Source organism: Mucilaginibacter sp., from assembly GCF_028287845.1.
GTDB lineage: Bacteria > Bacteroidota > Bacteroidia > Sphingobacteriales > Sphingobacteriaceae > Mucilaginibacter.
The window spans coordinates 15349-32419 of sequence record NZ_JAQBOW010000127.1 but is presented as its reverse complement, the minus strand read 5'-3'; the positions used below and the strand labels follow the sequence as shown (position 1 = coordinate 32419).

The following is a 17071-nucleotide window of genomic DNA, read 5'->3' as shown; positions in this document are numbered from 1 at the left end:
CCCTCAATAACGGTTCTTTTTGCGGTTGTTCTTCCGTTGCGGTTGCATGATGTAATGGCTAATGCTGCAGCCAGCATAACACATCCAATAAATAGGTTTTTCATTTTTTTAGATCAGGTTAGGTGAATTGGTGATGCAATATACGATTCTCCTAATTGGTTAGGTATCATAATGTTAATCTATTTATATCAGGTACATTAAACCATCGCTATCATGCGTTCTAAAAGTATTGCAGTTTCTTTATAATTTATAAGTAAGTGTAGTTAAAAGTTGCCGTGGCGGTATAGGTGTAACGCTATAATTGTCATGTATAAGATAATTAAAAGTATTAGTTAAATTGGTTATACTGGTCAGTAAAGAAATTTTTTGATAGGTATATCCTGCAGTTAAGTTAAGTATTGTAAAACCACCTATTGGCAGTAACCGGCTATAAGGTTGTGCTTGCCCAACGGTATTATTATAACCGGCCAGGCGAGACCCGGTGTAAAATGCCGATGCGCCTAATTTAACACCCCGTAATGCAGCCGAATTAAACGTGTAAAACAAGGATGCATTGGCGGTATTCCTTGGGTTAATTACTACCTGCTCACCCTCAATGTTTGAGCCTTTTAATCCTGATGTTTTAGTATACCGCATAAAATTATAACCATATCCCACTATAAAATAAATATTTTTTGAAAGATTTCCTGTCAAATCAACATCCAGGCCATCACTTGTGGTTTGCCCGCTAAGTTGTTTTTTGGTAGCATCACTATTTATAGTAACACCGTCGGCTAAAAACGGGGCGGTTACGGCAAGGTTATTATTAACTATACGGTAAATACTAAAATTTGCAGCAAGTTTACCATCAAAAAACTCATTCTTAATACCGGCTTCATATTGATCAATGATGGATGGTTTAAGTCCCTGGCCCGTGTAGATATCAGTACCGGTATTAACCTGGAAATTATTGCTATAACTAACATAGATAGAACTTGTTGTTACCGGCTGATAGATCAATGCCAGCTTTGGCGTAAAAGCGCGATCATATCTGGTTATAGCTGTGCCTGCGGCTATTGTATTTTTAAGCAGGTTTTGTATAGTAGTTTGATAGGTTTGCTGCCATGACCAACGTATACCCGCTAAAAATTTCAGTTTGTCTGTAAGGCTTACCATGTCTTGAACGTAAGCGCCGAAACGATATACCGGCGCGGTTGTTAAAGCGGTATCAACAGCGTTGGGTATATCTGTTCGCTGTGTATATTTGTTCAGATCAATAATATTTATTTTGTCATACGCATAACTGCTTATTGGTGACGCGCCATTATTAATTCCATAGGCCCGGCTTTTATTTAATATTTTAACAGCATCAGCCCCCATTAATAATTGATGTGTAATTAAGCCGGTTTTAAATTTCCCGTTTAAATTAAGCTGTCCTGTATAATCACCTTCAAATATATTTGCCCTGGTCAGGCCACGGTTCCAATCGCCTGTGGCGCTTACTGTATTGGGTAAGCTTGAGCCGTAAGAGTCGACCGCGGTGCTTTGTGAAGAAATTATGGCGTTTATGTGCCAGTTAGTATTGAATTGATGGTTTACTGTTGCTGTGCCCAAATATTGGTTCATGTGGCTATACGCCCAGGCTGTATTTATGAATTGCGAACGCGGCACCATAGAAGGTATAGCCTGTCCGTTATTTAATGAACCAACACCCCAATCGGGTGTTAAATTCAATTTTAAATAATCGCCCTCAATTAATAAGGTTGTTTTTTTGCCGAGGTTAAAAAGCAGCGACGGGTTAATATACGCACGTTCGCTATAAACATGCTTACGGTAACTGCCGGCATTTTCATAAGTGCCCACTAATCTGTATGCTACATCACCGCTCAGGGGACCATATATATCAATTGAAGGTTTAAACAGGTTATAACTTCCATAGCGCATGGAAATTTCGCCGCCGTTTTCAAAACTTGGCTTTTTAGTTATCAAATTAATAACCATGCCACCTGATACATTTCCATAAAGCAACGCGGCGCTGCCTTTTAATATTTCTATAAATTCTAATGTACTTGCTTCAGGGAAACCTGCCGTGTTTATTAATACGCCATTTTTAAAAATGCTACCCGCGCCGCCACCAATGCCTATACTGTAACCCCGTGCCGAAAAAGTTTCGCCCACACCACCGCGAGTTTGGGTTAAAGAAACACCGCTTACATTTTTAACGGCATCGCCCAGTGTGTTAATTTGCTGATCCTCAATTATCTTTCGCGGCACTATGCCAACACTCTGAGGAAGATCTAACAAACTTATGGCTGATTTACCTATTGATGCCGGTTTGGTAAACGCGTTATCTGCATAAATATTAATTTCATTTAATTGTGAGGCATTTTGTGTGAGAGCAAAGTTAATTATTGTTGTTTTTCCTGAAATAACAGTAACCGTTCTTTCATCGCTCCCGGCACCAACTAATGACGTTTTTAGCGTATAAATACCGGGTTTTACATTTCCAAAAAAGTAAGCTCCATCATTGCCGGTGCTTGTGACCCTGTTTAATTCAACAATAGTTACCGTTGCAAATCCAGCAGGTTTACCATCAGCGGTAGTTACAGTGCCCGAAATTTTCCCAGTAGGCGTATCTGCCCTAACCAGGTTACAAACAAAAAACAGTAAAAACAGGGCTCTTTGAAGAAAGTAATAAGTGTTTTGCATATTATTTATATTAAGTCTAATTAAAGACAAAAGTAATAATGGCTTTGGCTTTTAAAAAATTATTTAGAATTAATTTAAATAAGAAAAGGTTAATAATGAAACAGCTAGCATATCCTACAGGGATAGTAACGGTTTGTACATTAAAAAAAGTGATGTGTAGTGTTTCACAAATTAATGAAACACTCTTTTAGGCTAACATGCTGATATATAGTCATTTAACAAAATGAGTGAAACACTTTGAAACAGTACTAATACTTCAGGTAAAGTATGATAAATATCTTATAATAAGTATTTTATGCTGTTTTGTCGATTTTTGTAAATTTAGGATGAAACACCTGATGTGAAACACTTTTTTTTGACTGATACAGTTTGCCAGACCGTTGCGAGCGACCCCACCGGGATAATACCATTGATGTAAATTAGTATGCCATGCGAATTTTTATAACGCTGTGTGGCTGTGGGTTGGACCTGATCTTGCAGAATAAAGTAAATTGGTGTTATGCTTAAAAGGTATGTAACATTTATATACGCAAGGTTTTTAATGCGGTATTTATTATGAATTGATTAATAAAATTTGTTTTTTTGGTTGAGATATAAAATATTCCCCCAAGCGGCTGTATTATAACCAATTTAAACTTGTTAAAAAAGATTATCCATAGTGCTTATATGTATAAGATTGCATTCTCTTGCGATAACCTTAACCTAATTTAACCTAACCGATGATTCAGCAAAAACCTGCCTTTACACAAAAACAATTCGTTGTCACCCTATTTTTTGTCACCTCATTGTTCCTGATGTGGGGTGTATTACATTCCATGAGCGATGTACTTAACAAGCATTTTCAAAACGTATTAAATCTTTCAAAGTCGCAATCGGGGCTAATTCAGTTTTCGGTTTTTGGCGCTTATTTTATAATGAGTATCCCGGCCGGATATTTTATGAAAAAATTTGGCTACAAGCCAGGCGTAATATTAGGATTGGCTTTATTTGCGGGAGGCTTGTTTTTGTTTGTACCCGCGGCAAATGCCGCAAGCTTTACCTTTTTCAGGATAGCTTTATTTATAATGGGCTGTGGTATGGCTACCTTAGAAACCGTAGCACACCCTTTTGCAGCAGCCCTGGGCGACCAACGTACCAGCGATCTTAGGGTAAACTTTGCACAGGCATTTAACGCCGTTGGTACCATGATAGGCCCGGCAATTGGCACTTTCTTTTTGTTAAGTACAGATAATGTAAAATCAACCGACCTAACCTCTGTAAAAACCTTATATGTGGGTATAGGCTGTGTTATTGTATTGATAGCAATAGCCTTTTTATTTTTAAAGATACCTGCATTAACAGACCCGCATGTTGAAGTAACAGCAGTTGACCCTGACGCGGTTAATGTTGACGTGGCACCCACAAAGAAATTATATCAGCACAGACATTTTGTATGGGCCTGCGCCGCCCAGTTCTTTAACGTGGCCGCGCAAGCCGGCACCTGGGCCTATTTTATTAATTATGGGGTTGATATCATGCATTTCAGTAATGAAAAGGCTGGTAACCTGATGATTGTTTTTATGGGGATGATGGCATTGGGCCGTATTGTTGGTACCTACCTGATGAAATTTATTGCACCAAATAAACTATTGGCCATTTTTGCATGCGGTAGTATTTTGATGTGTATAATAGTGGCACAAAATTTTGGCTGGCCATCATACGTCGCTTTAATGATGATCAATTTCTTTTTCAGCATTATATTCCCTACAATTTTTAGTTTGGGATTAAAGAACCTGGGCAGCCATACGCAACAAGCGTCATCATTTATAGCCATGGGTGTAGTGGGCGGCGCGGTTTTTCCGTTAATTATGGGGCAGGTGGCTAACCATAATGTGGCCCAGGCTTATTACATGCCAATTATTTGTTACGTGGTTATCTTTTTGTTTGGATACAAATTTTACAAGGTTAAAAAATCAGCATAATCATTTATTATTAAAAAATTAATTATGAGTAATTTAAAAGATCAACAAGGATTTGACCGCCGGGACGCTTTAAAAATGCTTGGCCTGGGTACAACAGCAGGAATACTTGGGCTGATAGGCACACCTATGAGCGCTGAGGCAAAGGAAGAAGAAAAAGCTAAAAATACCTATGCTAAAGGCATGGCGCCGGTTACCATTACAAAAGTAAGGGCAATTGGTACTGCTCCAAATGGGTCAAACTTAGTGATAGTAAAGGTTGAAACTTCTGAACCCGGTTTATATGGTGTAGGTTGTGCAACTTTTACCCAACGTGCCGAGGTGGTAGTTACCGCAATTAACGAATACCTTGATCCTTTTTGCAAAGGGAGGGATGTTGATAATATTGAGGATATGTGGCAAGCCGCCTATGTTAGCTCTTACTGGCGCAACGGCCCAGACCTTAACAATGCTTTAAGCGGGTTAAATGAAGCTATGTGGGATATAAAAGGCAAACGTGCAAATATGCCCGTATATGCACTTTTAGGCGGGAAGGCGCGCTTCGCGGTTGATACTTATGCACACGCCGATGGCAAAGATATTGCGCAGGTTATAGACCAGGTGAAAAAATTCCAGGCAGACGGTTTCCGCCATGTGCGTATACAGTTGGGCGGTTATGGCGCTACCATGCTGGCAAAGAACCCTGATTTTAAGGATGCTAAATTTGGTAAACCAACAGATCAGTTTATTGATCCGCGTGCCTATGTGCAGGCTATACCTAAATTGTTCAACGAGGTTAGAAAAGCCTGTGGTACAGATTTGGAATTATTGCACGATACCCATGAGCGTATACAACCAATGGATATAATAAACATGTGCAAGCGCTTAGAGGAATATGATCCATTCTTTATTGAAGATCCATTATCGCCCGAAAACAGGAGCTGGTGGAAGCAATTGCGTGCCAGCACAACAGTGCCATTTGCCATGGGCGAGCTATTTAACAATCCTAATGAGTTTGTACAGGAAATGGCCGATCACTCTTTTGATTTCATCCGTTGCCATGTTTCACAAATAGGCGGTATAACCCCTGCCATGAAGGTAGCTCATTTAGGCGAGCTGTTTAATGTACGCTCCGCATGGCACGCCCCTGGCGATTGTTCTCCAATAGGTCATGCTGCACATTGCCATATCGACCTTAACATCTGGAACTTTGGCATACAGGAATCTGTATTTTTTACCGAGAAAGAAAAAGCGGTATTCCCGGGATGCCCTGAATTAAAAAATGGGTACTTATTTGTTAATGAAGCGCCGGGTTTAGGTACTGATATTGACGAGAAAGAAGCTGCCAAATATCCTATAAGCAACCGCGCCGGTAACTGGACAATACGTAAAAGAGATGGTACTATAGTAAGACCGTAATTAAAACATAGTTATGAAAAAGAAGATCATTGTTATTATCTGTTTGCTATTTGGCTTATATGCCGGTGCAGTTGAATTGGCAGATCCGCCGCAAGCCACTATTACCAATGGCCTGGTTACGGCAACTTTATATTTACCCGATGCTGAAAAGGGCCATTACCAGGCTACTCGTTTTGACTGGAGCGGTATCATTTCAAGTTTAGAATATGGGGGCCATAGTTTTTACGGCAAATGGTCTGATAGCGAAGGGCCAAAAGTGCATGACGCGGTAATGGGGCCGGCAGAATCATACGCACCTTTAGGCTACAGCGATGCAACAACAGGCGGCACCTTTATAAGGATAGGCGTGGGCGTTTTGCGCAAGCCAAAAGAAAAAGCCTACTCTGAATATAAGCTTTATGATATTGTTGATGGCGGCAAATGGACCGTATCACCAAAGAAAGATCGCGTTGAATTTACGCAGGAGCTGCATGACTCGACCGGGTATGCTTTCATCTATAAAAAAACGGTAAGGTTAGTAAAAGGCAAACCGCAAATGGTTTTAGAGCATAGCTTGAAAAACACAGGTACAAAAGTTATTGAAACCGATATGTTCAATCATAATTTCCCGGTTATTGATAAAGAACCTACCGGGCCTAATATTAAATTTATTTTTCCGTTTGATGTAAATGAAGGTATAGGTGGCCGCGGCTGGGGAACAGTTGGAAAAACCAATGGTAAAGAAATAAACTTTTTACGCGCCCTAAATAAAAACGAGCAATTATACAGCGCTGGCCTGCAAGGGTTAGGAGGCACCTACAAGGATTATGATATTAAAATGCAGAACCAAAAAACCGGTGCCGGTATACATGTAACCAGCGATCAGGCGTTAGAGAAATTAGTTTACTGGGCCTGCCCAACCACCGCCTGCCCCGAGCCTTATATAAAAATAAGCGTCGCGCCGGGCAAAGAAATGAAATGGAATACCAATTACGAATACTACACGTTTACACCCGATACCAAATAGAATTTAAAAAAGTAGAAAAATGAATTGCCCTAATCTGAAGTATATTACACCTATTATTTGCCTGCTATCAACAGGCGTTTTTGCGCAACATGCAAAAACAAAACCGGTTACAGATCTTGATTATCGCGAATATGGTGGTAATAAGGCAGGTAACCGCTATACGCCTTTAACCCAGATCAACAAAACAAATGTTAAGGACCTGCAAGTAAACTGGACCTACGACACAGGAGATAATACAGGTGGCCGCGGTAACGACTGGCAATACCAGCCTATTGTAGTAAAAGGCGTAATGTACGTAGTTACCCCACGGGCCAAATTGGTTGCATTGGATGCAGCTACAGGTAAGCAAATATGGATTTTTGACCCGGCAGTAACCGGTAAGCGCCCCGGTGGGCCTGTGCGGTGTGTTACCTATTGGGAAAATGGGGATGACAAGCGTGTAATTTATAATTACGGGTATGTAATTCTTGAAGTTAACGCAACAACCGGAGAGCAGATAAAAACTTTTGGCGACGATGGGTTGGTTGATATACATATCGGACTAAAAGATAATGAAGTATGGGGTGCCGACCCACAAAAATGGGGAATGCGCAATACTTCGCCGGGAGCGGTTTATAAAGATGTTTATATAGTGGGCTCCAGCATGTCTGAAGGACAGGACGCGCCTCCGGGTTATATTCAGGCATTTAATGTTGTAACCGGTAAACTTTTATGGGTTTTTCATACCATACCCCTTCCGGGCGAATATGGTTATGCTACCTGGGGAAAAGATTCTTACAAAAAGCTGGGCGCTGCTAATGATTGGACCGGCCTGGTTATTGATGATAAACGCGGCATAGCCTATGTGAGCACCGGTTCTTCGTCTGTTGATTTTTATGGCGGTATAAGGCCGGGTATGGATCTGTTCGCCAACTGTATTATAGCGCTGGATGCTAAAACAGGTAAAAGGTTATGGCATTTCCAAACCATACACCATGATATGTGGGATCGTGATTTACCTTGTCCGGGTAACCTCATTACCATAACCCGTAACGGAAAAAGAGTTGACGCGATTGCTCAACCTACCAAGGATGGATTGTTATTTGTGTTAGACAGGGTTACCGGCAAGCCATTGTTCCCGGTAAAAGAGACCAAAGTGCCAACAACGCCTGCCTTACCTGGCGAGCATCCATGGCCAACACAACCTATACCAACCCTGCCTAAGCCATTTGCTATGCAGGAGCTTACCGAAAAAACTATTACAGACCGCACACCCGAGGCTCATGCCTACGTGTTAGAGAGGTATAACAATAGCCTGCATGGTAGTAAATATATGCCGCCAAGCGAAAAAGGTACCCTGTATTTTGGTTTTGGCGGCGGAGCCGAATGGGGTGGCACAGCTGTTGATCCTAAAGGTATTATATATATCAATGCCAATAACATGTTATGGTGGCAAAAAATGACCGATGTAGCCAAACGCGATGCTATGGCTTCGGTAACACCGGGCTCTGCCTTGTTTAACGCTACCTGCGCGTCATGCCATGGTTCAAATGGTGGTGGTGCCAACGGTGGAGATGGGGCGCAGCCTTATCCTGTTTTAACTAATGTAGGCGACAGGCTTAACCGCGATCAGATAAGTTCTTTACTTGAAACAGGCCGTGGCCGTATGCCGTCGTTCCAAAATGTTCCAAAAGCTGATCGTGACCAGATAGTAGACTTTTTATTACATACCGAAAAGAATGTTCCTGCGGCACGTAATAATGCCGGTAAACAACGCCAAACTACGCCGTGGTCTACCCCTTATCAAAATAACGGTACACAACAGTTCCGTGATAATGAAGGTTACCCGGCTATGAAGGCTCCATGGGGAACACTTAATGCTATTAATTTAAACACAGGCGCGTATTTATGGACGGTGCCATTTGGCGAATACCCCGATTTGATAGCCAAGGGCCTTCCGCCAACAGGTACAGAAAACCACGGTGGTGCTGTAGTTACCGGCGGCGGCTTATTATTTATAGCAGCAACATACGATGAAAATTTGCGCGCTTTTGATACTAAAACCGGTAAAGTGATTTGGAAATACAAATTACCCGCAGGAGGCTTTGCAACACCTATAAGCTATATGGTTAACGGTAAACAATATGTAACCATTGTATGCGGTGGAACCCGTTATAATTTAAAACCTGGCGGCACCATGCTTACATTTGCTTTGCCTAATAAATAAACATCAGAGTTATAACTAAACAATAATAAATTGAAAAATACAATCCCATATAAAATAGCATTAGGCATATCCTTGCTATGCATATTGGCCGCTTTTGTAATGGCGGTTACCGGTCACCTGGCAGATGCGGGCCCGCTGTTTGTAACATTTTTCGTTGCCCTGGCTATCGGTTTCAGAGGATATGAGCATTTAAAAAGATTTGCCTATACCGTAATTATATTTGCCGCAGTGAGCCTGGCTATGTATTATCCTGCTCACTTTGTATCCTACGGCGATTTTAAATTTGCTGTATTGATAACCCCGTTAATACAACTGATTATGTTTGGTATGGGTACTTCCATGAGCATGCATGATTTTGTGGGTGTGGTTAAAACCCCTAAAGGTGTTTTTATAGGTGTAACGAGCCACTTTTTAATTATGCCATTAATAGGGTTCACGCTGGCCAGTGTAAGTCATTTCCCGCCAGAGATAGCTGCAGGTATTATCCTGATAGGCTGCTCGCCAAACGGTATGGCATCTAACGTAATATCGTACTTAGCAAAAGCTAATTTGGCATTGTCCATCACCATCACCGCGGTATCAACCATGCTGGCACCGCTATTAACACCGTTATTGATGAAACTATTGGCCGGGTCATTTATACAGATAGATGCATTCAAAATGATGTTTGATATCTTCAAGATGGTTATTATCCCAATAGGTGCAGGCTTGATATTTAATCGCATATTTATTGGTAAGATAAAATGGCTGGATACCGCCATGCCGCTCGTATCTATGTTTGGTATAACCTTTATCATTGTAATTATTACTGCCGCGGGCCGCGAAAGTTTATTGACAATTGGTCCGTTGCTTTTACTATTAGTGTTGATTCATAATTTATTGGGTTATACATTGGGCTATTGGTCGGGCAGGTTATTCAAGATGAACGAGCGCGATTGCCGAACTATGGCTATAGAGGTAGGTATGCAAAATGGCGGCCTTGCATCGGGCATTGCTAAAGAAATGGGCAAAATGGCAACCGTTGGTTTAGCACCGGCAGTGTTTGGTCCGTTAATGAATATTACCGGCTCTGTACTTGCATCATGGTGGCATAAAAAACCAACCGGTGATGCGAGTGTGGATAATCCGAATGCTATTCCGGAAGAAGTGGAGTTAACTTAATATAACTTACGATAATTTTAAAGCCCAAACTGTTTTAGTTTGGGCTTTTTGTTTTTGTTGAATTTAGGGGGTGATAAATTTCCCTTGTATTAAGAGGAAACGGATACCTTACAAGGATCAGGTATAAACATATGAATGTTTATACATTACAGGATATATGGTATATTTGTTATAATTAGCGTATAAACAATAAAATAATAAGTAATGGAAGCTGTTGGAAAACTAACTAACGTACAAATAGAATTATTAAAATTGTTTCAATATAATTTACCGGAAAAGCAGTTGACTGAAATTAAAAATATACTGGCAAAATATTTTGCGAATACTGCGACTGCGGAAATGGATAAATTATGGAAGGAAAATAACTGGAACAATGATACGATGAAGGAATGGACTAATGAAAACCTAAGAAAGAAATAATCGATGATAGTCGTATTGGATACGAACGTCCTGCTGGTTTCCATTCCCTCAAAATCAATTTACAGACCAATTTTTGATGCGCTGATCGATGGTGAATTTGATCTTGTTCTTAGTAATGATATTCTTATCAGAATATACTGAAGTTATTGAACGAAAGGCCAATGCCGCAGTGTCAACTAATATAGCAGAAATGTTATTGAACCTGGATAGTCTCAACAAGGTAGATGTGTATTTTGAATGGAAATTAATTGATAAAGACCCCGATGATAACAAGTATGTAGATGCAGCTATTGTAGGGGCTGCTGATTTTATTGTTAGCAATGACCAGCATTTTAATTCTGAAGTCTGTTGATTTTCCCAGGGTCAATGTTATCGGTATAGACGAGTTTCTGAATCTTATACTCAAGAAATAGGTCTTAGCTATTGATGTTTGAAATAAAAACTTATCAAGTAGGTTACACCACTATCCCTTCCTCAAATAAAATATGGCCTGGTCGCCTTGGTTTTGGCTGTTTAACTCTTCGGCACTTATTTCGTAACCGGCAATTTCATCGGCCGAAAAGAAGTCTTTAGCTGTAACGTATTCTTTCGTGTCCGGCTTAACCAAGGCTATATCACGTTTATACAATTCGCTACCCCAAAACTGGAAGGCGGTAGAATCATAATTCACATCCTCAAGAATAAAGCCCGTTTTGTCAGCGAGTAGCTGTATGCTTTTAGTTGTATGCAAAAAGAAATGCCGTGGTGCATCCAGCTGTACCCAATTTTGCTGGTAAATTTCCCACGCCTTGCCAACAACGGGAATTCGTACCAATAAGTATCCTCCCTTTTTTAGCAAATTATAGCTTTTAGAAAACTCTGTATACGGGTCGTCCATGTGTTCAAAAACATGGTGCATCATTAACAGATCGTAGCTATCAGGTCGTAGTTCGCACAGGTCCTTTCTAAAAACCTTTACACCGTGGCCATAATCATATTCCTGGTGCACGTATTTGTCCACGCCTTGTATGTTGGTAAAGCCCAGGTTATACATTTCGCAAATCAACTTGCCTTTGCCACAGCCTATATCCAGTATTTTTTGAGATGGGAGCGTGCCTAACGGTTTAAGATAGTTAAAGATATCCATTTTGCTTTTCCGATACTTCTTCTTTATTCTAAAGCTTTCAAACCATCTTTTTATAAACGGCAGGGGCACCAACGGCGGGATTGTATGCTGAAAAGAGTAATAGTAGCCCGGGTAGTAGCTTTCTATATGAGTAGGCATATCAATAATCTGTATAGTTTGGCAGGAGGGGCATTGCGCGTAAGCGAACTCATCACGCATGCCCAGCATCATTTCGCGCACATTGAAAGTGCTTTCTAATAATCCGGTATTACAAATCTTGCAACTGTTCATAGTATTCAGCAGAATTTTTTGCAATATAAGTTTAATACAATTTATAAAGGCAGAGCCGGACCTTTTTACGTCAAGTGTCCCAGGCGTCCCAGGTGTCCCAGGTGTATGCACCTGTCCCTGGGACAGTACCCTCACAGCTTCGGGGTTGCCCGGTTATTGTAGTATTACAGGTCTTAACCGGATAGCTAAATGGCTAAACACGTCTTTATTAATCTAATTACCAACAATTAATGATCTTTTTAAAAAAAACATTGAAGAAAATTTCAGTAAAAAGCATCGAAATCTTTTCCGTTTATAAGAGCTCAAAAAACGGAAAACTAATACGGTTAAATCCTGATGATTTTTTCATGAACCCCTATCAAAATAGATTTTATGACCGATTTATAAATACGGTTAAATCCTTATCAAAAAACAAAGACGATTGTATAGAAGTACTTGAAACATAGCTCCTAAACTTTTTTTCAAAGTGGCTTGCTATTGATTTGAACTATAAAAATTATATATCTTGCATGGCTAAACCAGCGTTTATAACGAAAGTTATAAACGTTAAAATTAAATGACAACAAGCCTTTGTTGTAGTATTTAAACCTAAATAAAATTATTATAACCATAACCCATGAAAAGATCTATCATTTTATTATTGATTACCGGCAGCGCTTATATAGCCGGTGCACAACAAAAACCAGCCGCAAAAATTGGCAATAGAGTAACTATATACACCGATGTTAAAGGCAGTAATGAGCATTTTTCATCATCAGGAACAATAACACTTACTAAAAAAGGGCAACCTGCTGAAACAGAATTAGCTGTGTTTGTTGATCCTGCTAAAACGTTTCAAACTATGGTAGGCATAGGCGGCGCTTTAACGGATGCCGCTGCCGAAACATTTTATAAACTGCCCGTTGATAAGCAAAAAGAGTTTTTAACGGCTTATTATGATAAAGACAAAGGCATAGGCTACACATTTGGCCGCACCAATATACAGAGCTGCGATTTTTCGAGCGACAGTTATAGCTATGTAGGTGATAATGATCCGGGATTAAAAAGCTTCGATATCAGCCATGATAAAAAATACCGTATACCTTTTATAAAGGAAGTTGCAAATGCTACCGGTGGTAAACTTAATTTGTTTGCAAGCCCGTGGAGCCCGCCGGCCTGGATGAAAGATAATAACAATGTATTAAACGGTGGCAAGCTAAAACCGGAGTACGACCAAAGCTGGGCCAATTTTTATGTGAAGTTTATTAAAGCTTATGAAAAAGAAGGTATTAAAATATGGGGCCTTACCGTTCAGAATGAGCCAATGGCTAAACAAAGGTGGGAATCATGTATATATACTGCCGAAGAAGAGCGCGATTTTGTAAAGAACTTTTTAGGCCCGACTTTGAAAAAAACAGGATTAGCAGGTAAAAAACTAATTATCTGGGATCATAACCGCGATTTGCTGTATCAGCGTGCCAGTACGGTATTAGAGGATCCGGCAGCGGCACAATATGTTTGGGGTATAGGTTTTCACTGGTATGAAACCTGGACGGGAGCCGGTATGAATTTAGAAAGCACGCGCCGTGTTCATGAAGCATTTCCGGGCAAGAACCTTGTTTTTACAGAGGGCTGCGTAGAGAAGTTTGACTTTAACCGGTTAAATGATTGGTCGTTAGGCGAAAAATATGGTACCTCAATGATCAATGATTTTAACAGCGGTACAGTTGCCTGGACAGATTGGAACGTATTGCTTGACGAAAAAGGCGGTCCTAACCACGTAGGTAATTTTTGCTTCGCGCCTGTACATGCCGATACGCGTAATGGCAGTTTAATTTATACCAACGCGTATTATTACATAGGTCATTTTTCTAAATACATACAGCCTGGCGCAAAACGCATTACAAGCATTGCCAGCCGCGATAAGCTGTTAACCACAGCCTACCTTAACCCCGATGGTAAAATTGCCGTAGTGGTAATGAATGCTACCGATAATGAGATACCCTACACTTTATGGATAAAAGGAAAAGGCGCGGCTACAAAAAGCCCGGCTCACTCAATAGCTACTTTAATAATTAACTAACCTGATTGACTTAATTTATATAACTAATCAAATGAAATATTACAGATCAGCCGCACGCTATTTTGGTGCATTTGTTTTAATAATTTTATTTACTGCCAGCGCTTACAGCCAGGGCTTTTTAAAAGCCAATGGCCGCTTAATTGTAGATGGCAAGGGTAACAAAATTATTTTAAGAGGCATGGGCCTTGGTGGATGGATGCTGCAGGAAGGCTATATGTTTAAGTTGGGCAATTTGGGCAGGCAATACATCATCAGGCAACATATTGAGGATGTGGCCGGAGCAGAATATACTGCCAAATTTTATGATAAATGGCTCACTAATCATACCCGTAAAATTGATGTAGATTCTATGGCGGCATGGGGTTTTAATTCTATCAGGTTACCAATGCACTACAATTTATATACGTTATCTGTTGATAAAGAACCGGTAGCCGGTAAAAATACCTGGGTTGAAAAAGGGTTTGCTATGACCGATAGCCTGGTAAAATGGTGCAGGGCAGCACATATTTATTTGATATTAGACTTGCATGCTGCACCCGGCGGCCAGGGCAATGACCTGCCTATTTCAGATCGTGACCCGGATAAACCATCATTGTGGGAGAGTAAAGCTAACCAGGATAAAATGATAGCCTTATGGAAGAAACTGGCGCAACGCTATGCCAATGAACCCGCTATAGGTGGTTATGATATTATAAACGAACCAAACTGGGGTTTTGAAAGCGCTGACGATAAACGCGGCACATCCGAAACTAAAAACGAACCGCTGCGCAAACTTATGATGGATATTACTACAGCCATACGCGAGGTTGATAAAAACCATATTGTTATTGTGGAGGGCAATGGCTTTGGTAATAATTACCGTGGCATTTTCCCGCTTTGGGATAATAATATGGTGGTGAGTTTTCATAAATACGGCAACTTTAATAACGTAAAAGCTATCCAAAGTTTCCTTATACTGAGCGAGCAATATAATGTGCCGCTTTGGTTGGGCGAATCGGGCGAAAACTCTGATACCTGGTTTACCGAAGCTATAAAACTGGCCGAAAGCAATAATATAGGCTGGGCCTGGTGGCAGTTAAAAAAGATGGCCATCGCCAATCCGCTCGAAATTAAAGTACCTGTCGGTTACCAGAAACTGGTAGATTACTGGGGCGGTAAGGCCGCAAAGCCATCACAAGGCGAAGCCACAGCAACGCTTGATGAGCTATTGGAGAATATAAAGCAGGAAAATAATATTTACCATAAAGATATTACTGATGCTATGTTCAGGCAGGTTAGGCTGGCTACAGCTATTCCGTTTAAAAGGAATATTATTGGCAGCAACACAACCATTAACGCGGTTGATTATGATATGGGCAGCCAGCGCATAGCCTATTTTGATAAGGATACCGCAAGCTATCAATACACACCCGGGGTAAAAACAGTAGGCAACAAAGGGCGCGCTTATAGAAATGAAGGCGTGGATATACAGGCTGATGAGACCGGCTACCATATTTTCAGTATTGAGGATAGTGAATGGCTGCAATACACCGTACAGGCCGGCAAAGGCACTTATACTGTAAAGCTTTTAGTATCATCAGAAGGCGGCAAGGGTAAGGTTTCCTTATCGGTTGATAATAACCCTGCACAAACAGTTGGTTTAACTGCTGCAACATCAATAGCGGGATGGTACCCGGTTGAAATAAAAGGCATTAAGCTTAATAAAGGCGTTAACAAACTACGTGTACTTGCTGACGAAGGCGGTTTCAACTTTAAATCAATTCAGTTTATAAAAGACTGATTTGAAGTTAACTTGCAAGTGGCGTACGTAATTTAGGTATGCCACTTGCTTTGCTACTCTCCATTACTAATTTGCTCCATCCATGAGTATCGATTTTTGAGCTTTAAACAAAAATTACTTCCCCCGTGAAGTATGCAAATGCAGCAATAAACCTATATCCCTTAAATGTTATTACTGTACTGTCCCATGTACACGTTGGTACACCGTGGGACACCCTGGGACACCCTGGGACGGCAAGAATTATAATGCTCTGAAAATCATCATATTAAATAATTGACAAATAAACTAGCTACTAAATTAACGAGTTTGACGATTAAAAATCAAGCAGCAGGCGCATGTTTAATATGGTTTAGAGCCATCTTCCAAATACTCAATTTTCGCTTGCAGTAAATATATGTTGCGGCAAACTATTATCAATCCTGACGAGTTGTTGTGAAACTTTGATTTACTAATACATATAATAAAAATACTATTCTTCTGATAGTTGATAAAAAAGATGATTTATAACGGGTTTAATTGGTGTGCAAAAACTCGAAAGCAAGTGGGTTTTTGCAGTTACGCAACAGGATAAATTCACAATAAAATTTCAAACTGTTTTTATAAGTTTTCGCAATCGTTTGCGAATTTTTTAACAAAAATTGGGCAATCGGTTGCCATTGTATTTTGTAACCAATATTAGGATATAAAATGTAAAAAAATGCAACTTTTTTACAAGGATTTAAGCGTATTACCCAGACTATTTATTTAAGCTCCAAAAGTGCTTATTATACTCAGTATAAATTTTTTATAATAGTTCATTAAGCGTATTAAATTTTTTATAAAAAATTAATTATCAAGTAGTTATGATATTTTTTCTTGTTTTATTAATATTTGTTTACATAAATTTGACCAAGTAAACTAAACAGGCATATCCTTTATGCCAACCAATTAACCAATTAATACCTTTTAATAAAATGCACATTTTAACTGCTTACGGCTAACTACGCCTCAAGATTT

At 40.0% G+C, this 17071-nt stretch carries 11 protein-coding genes; 9 read left to right on the top strand and 2 right to left on the bottom strand.

Features of this window, described 5'->3' with window-relative positions:
• Nucleotides 1–240: 240 nt before the first annotated feature.
• Nucleotides 241–2688 carry a TonB-dependent receptor gene (locus JWP71_RS12890; RefSeq protein ID WP_299500648.1) on the bottom strand — a complete coding sequence of 816 codons (2448 nt, stop codon included), beginning with the start codon at nucleotides 2686–2688 and terminating at the stop codon, nucleotides 241–243.
• Nucleotides 2689–3407: 719 nt separating this feature from the next.
• Here JWP71_RS12890 and fucP point away from each other — a divergent pair.
• The 7 genes from fucP (at nucleotide 3408) to JWP71_RS12855 (ending at nucleotide 11189) form a co-directional block, all read left to right on the top strand.
• The gene (gene fucP, locus JWP71_RS12885; RefSeq protein ID WP_299500646.1) at nucleotides 3408–4649 is read left to right on the top strand and encodes an L-fucose:H+ symporter permease; all 1242 of its coding nucleotides are present in this window, start codon (nucleotides 3408–3410) and stop codon (nucleotides 4647–4649) included.
• Nucleotides 4650–4673: 24 nt separating this feature from the next.
• The gene (locus JWP71_RS12880) at nucleotides 4674–6044 is read left to right on the top strand and encodes an enolase C-terminal domain-like protein (protein ID WP_299500644.1); all 1371 of its coding nucleotides are present in this window, start codon (nucleotides 4674–4676) and stop codon (nucleotides 6042–6044) included.
• 13 nt (nucleotides 6045–6057) lie between these two features.
• Nucleotides 6058–7050, top strand: coding sequence for a hypothetical protein (locus JWP71_RS12875; RefSeq protein WP_299500642.1), 993 nt, complete (start codon nucleotides 6058–6060; stop codon nucleotides 7048–7050).
• A 19-nt stretch (nucleotides 7051–7069) separates the two neighbouring features.
• Nucleotides 7070–9256 carry a PQQ-binding-like beta-propeller repeat protein gene (locus JWP71_RS12870; protein ID WP_299500639.1) on the top strand — a complete coding sequence of 729 codons (2187 nt, stop codon included), beginning with the start codon at nucleotides 7070–7072 and terminating at the stop codon, nucleotides 9254–9256.
• A gap of 30 nt (nucleotides 9257–9286) precedes the next feature.
• Entirely contained in the window at nucleotides 9287–10417 is a 1131-nt protein-coding gene (locus tag JWP71_RS12865; protein WP_299500636.1) for a bile acid:sodium symporter family protein, read from the top strand.
• 204 nt (nucleotides 10418–10621) lie between these two features.
• Nucleotides 10622–10837 carry a hypothetical protein gene (locus tag JWP71_RS12860; protein ID WP_299500634.1) on the top strand — a complete coding sequence of 72 codons (216 nt, stop codon included), beginning with the start codon at nucleotides 10622–10624 and terminating at the stop codon, nucleotides 10835–10837.
• Nucleotides 10838–10952: 115 nt separating this feature from the next.
• Entirely contained in the window at nucleotides 10953–11189 is a 237-nt protein-coding gene (locus JWP71_RS12855) for a PIN domain-containing protein (protein ID WP_299500632.1), read from the top strand.
• 111 nt (nucleotides 11190–11300) lie between these two features.
• On the opposite strand, the gene JWP71_RS12850 is transcribed toward JWP71_RS12855, so the two are convergent.
• Entirely contained in the window at nucleotides 11301–12233 is a 933-nt protein-coding gene (locus JWP71_RS12850; protein WP_299500630.1) for a class I SAM-dependent methyltransferase, read from the bottom strand.
• Nucleotides 12234–12849: 616 nt separating this feature from the next.
• Here JWP71_RS12850 and JWP71_RS12845 point away from each other — a divergent pair.
• Together JWP71_RS12845 and JWP71_RS12840 are read left to right on the top strand one after the other, a co-directional pair.
• On the top strand, nucleotides 12850–14295 hold the full coding sequence (locus JWP71_RS12845) for a glycoside hydrolase family 30 protein (protein ID WP_299500628.1): 1446 nt from the start codon (nucleotides 12850–12852) through the stop codon (nucleotides 14293–14295).
• A gap of 31 nt (nucleotides 14296–14326) precedes the next feature.
• Nucleotides 14327–16075, top strand: a complete 1749-nt coding sequence (locus JWP71_RS12840) for a cellulase family glycosylhydrolase (RefSeq protein ID WP_299500625.1) — start codon at nucleotides 14327–14329, stop codon at nucleotides 16073–16075.
• Nucleotides 16076–17071: the final 996 nt, after the last annotated feature.

Bases quoted from the DNA above. Each gene is read 5' to 3' on its own strand.
- JWP71_RS12890 (WP_299500648.1), bottom strand. From the start codon at position 2,688: ATGCAAAACACTTATTACTTTCTTCAAAGAGCCCTGTTTTTACTGTTT.
- fucP (WP_299500646.1), top strand. From the start codon at position 3,408: ATGATTCAGCAAAAACCTGCCTTTACACAAAAACAATTCGTTGTCACC.
- JWP71_RS12880 (WP_299500644.1), top strand. From the start codon at position 4,674: ATGAGTAATTTAAAAGATCAACAAGGATTTGACCGCCGGGACGCTTTA.
- JWP71_RS12875 (WP_299500642.1), top strand. From the start codon at position 6,058: ATGAAAAAGAAGATCATTGTTATTATCTGTTTGCTATTTGGCTTATAT.
- JWP71_RS12870 (WP_299500639.1), top strand. From the start codon at position 7,070: ATGAATTGCCCTAATCTGAAGTATATTACACCTATTATTTGCCTGCTA.
- JWP71_RS12860 (WP_299500634.1), top strand. From the start codon at position 10,622: ATGGAAGCTGTTGGAAAACTAACTAACGTACAAATAGAATTATTAAAA.
- JWP71_RS12855 (WP_299500632.1), top strand. From the start codon at position 10,953: ATGATATTCTTATCAGAATATACTGAAGTTATTGAACGAAAGGCCAAT.
- JWP71_RS12850 (WP_299500630.1), bottom strand. From the start codon at position 12,233: ATGAACAGTTGCAAGATTTGTAATACCGGATTATTAGAAAGCACTTTC.
- JWP71_RS12845 (WP_299500628.1), top strand. From the start codon at position 12,850: ATGAAAAGATCTATCATTTTATTATTGATTACCGGCAGCGCTTATATA.
- JWP71_RS12840 (WP_299500625.1), top strand. From the start codon at position 14,327: ATGAAATATTACAGATCAGCCGCACGCTATTTTGGTGCATTTGTTTTA.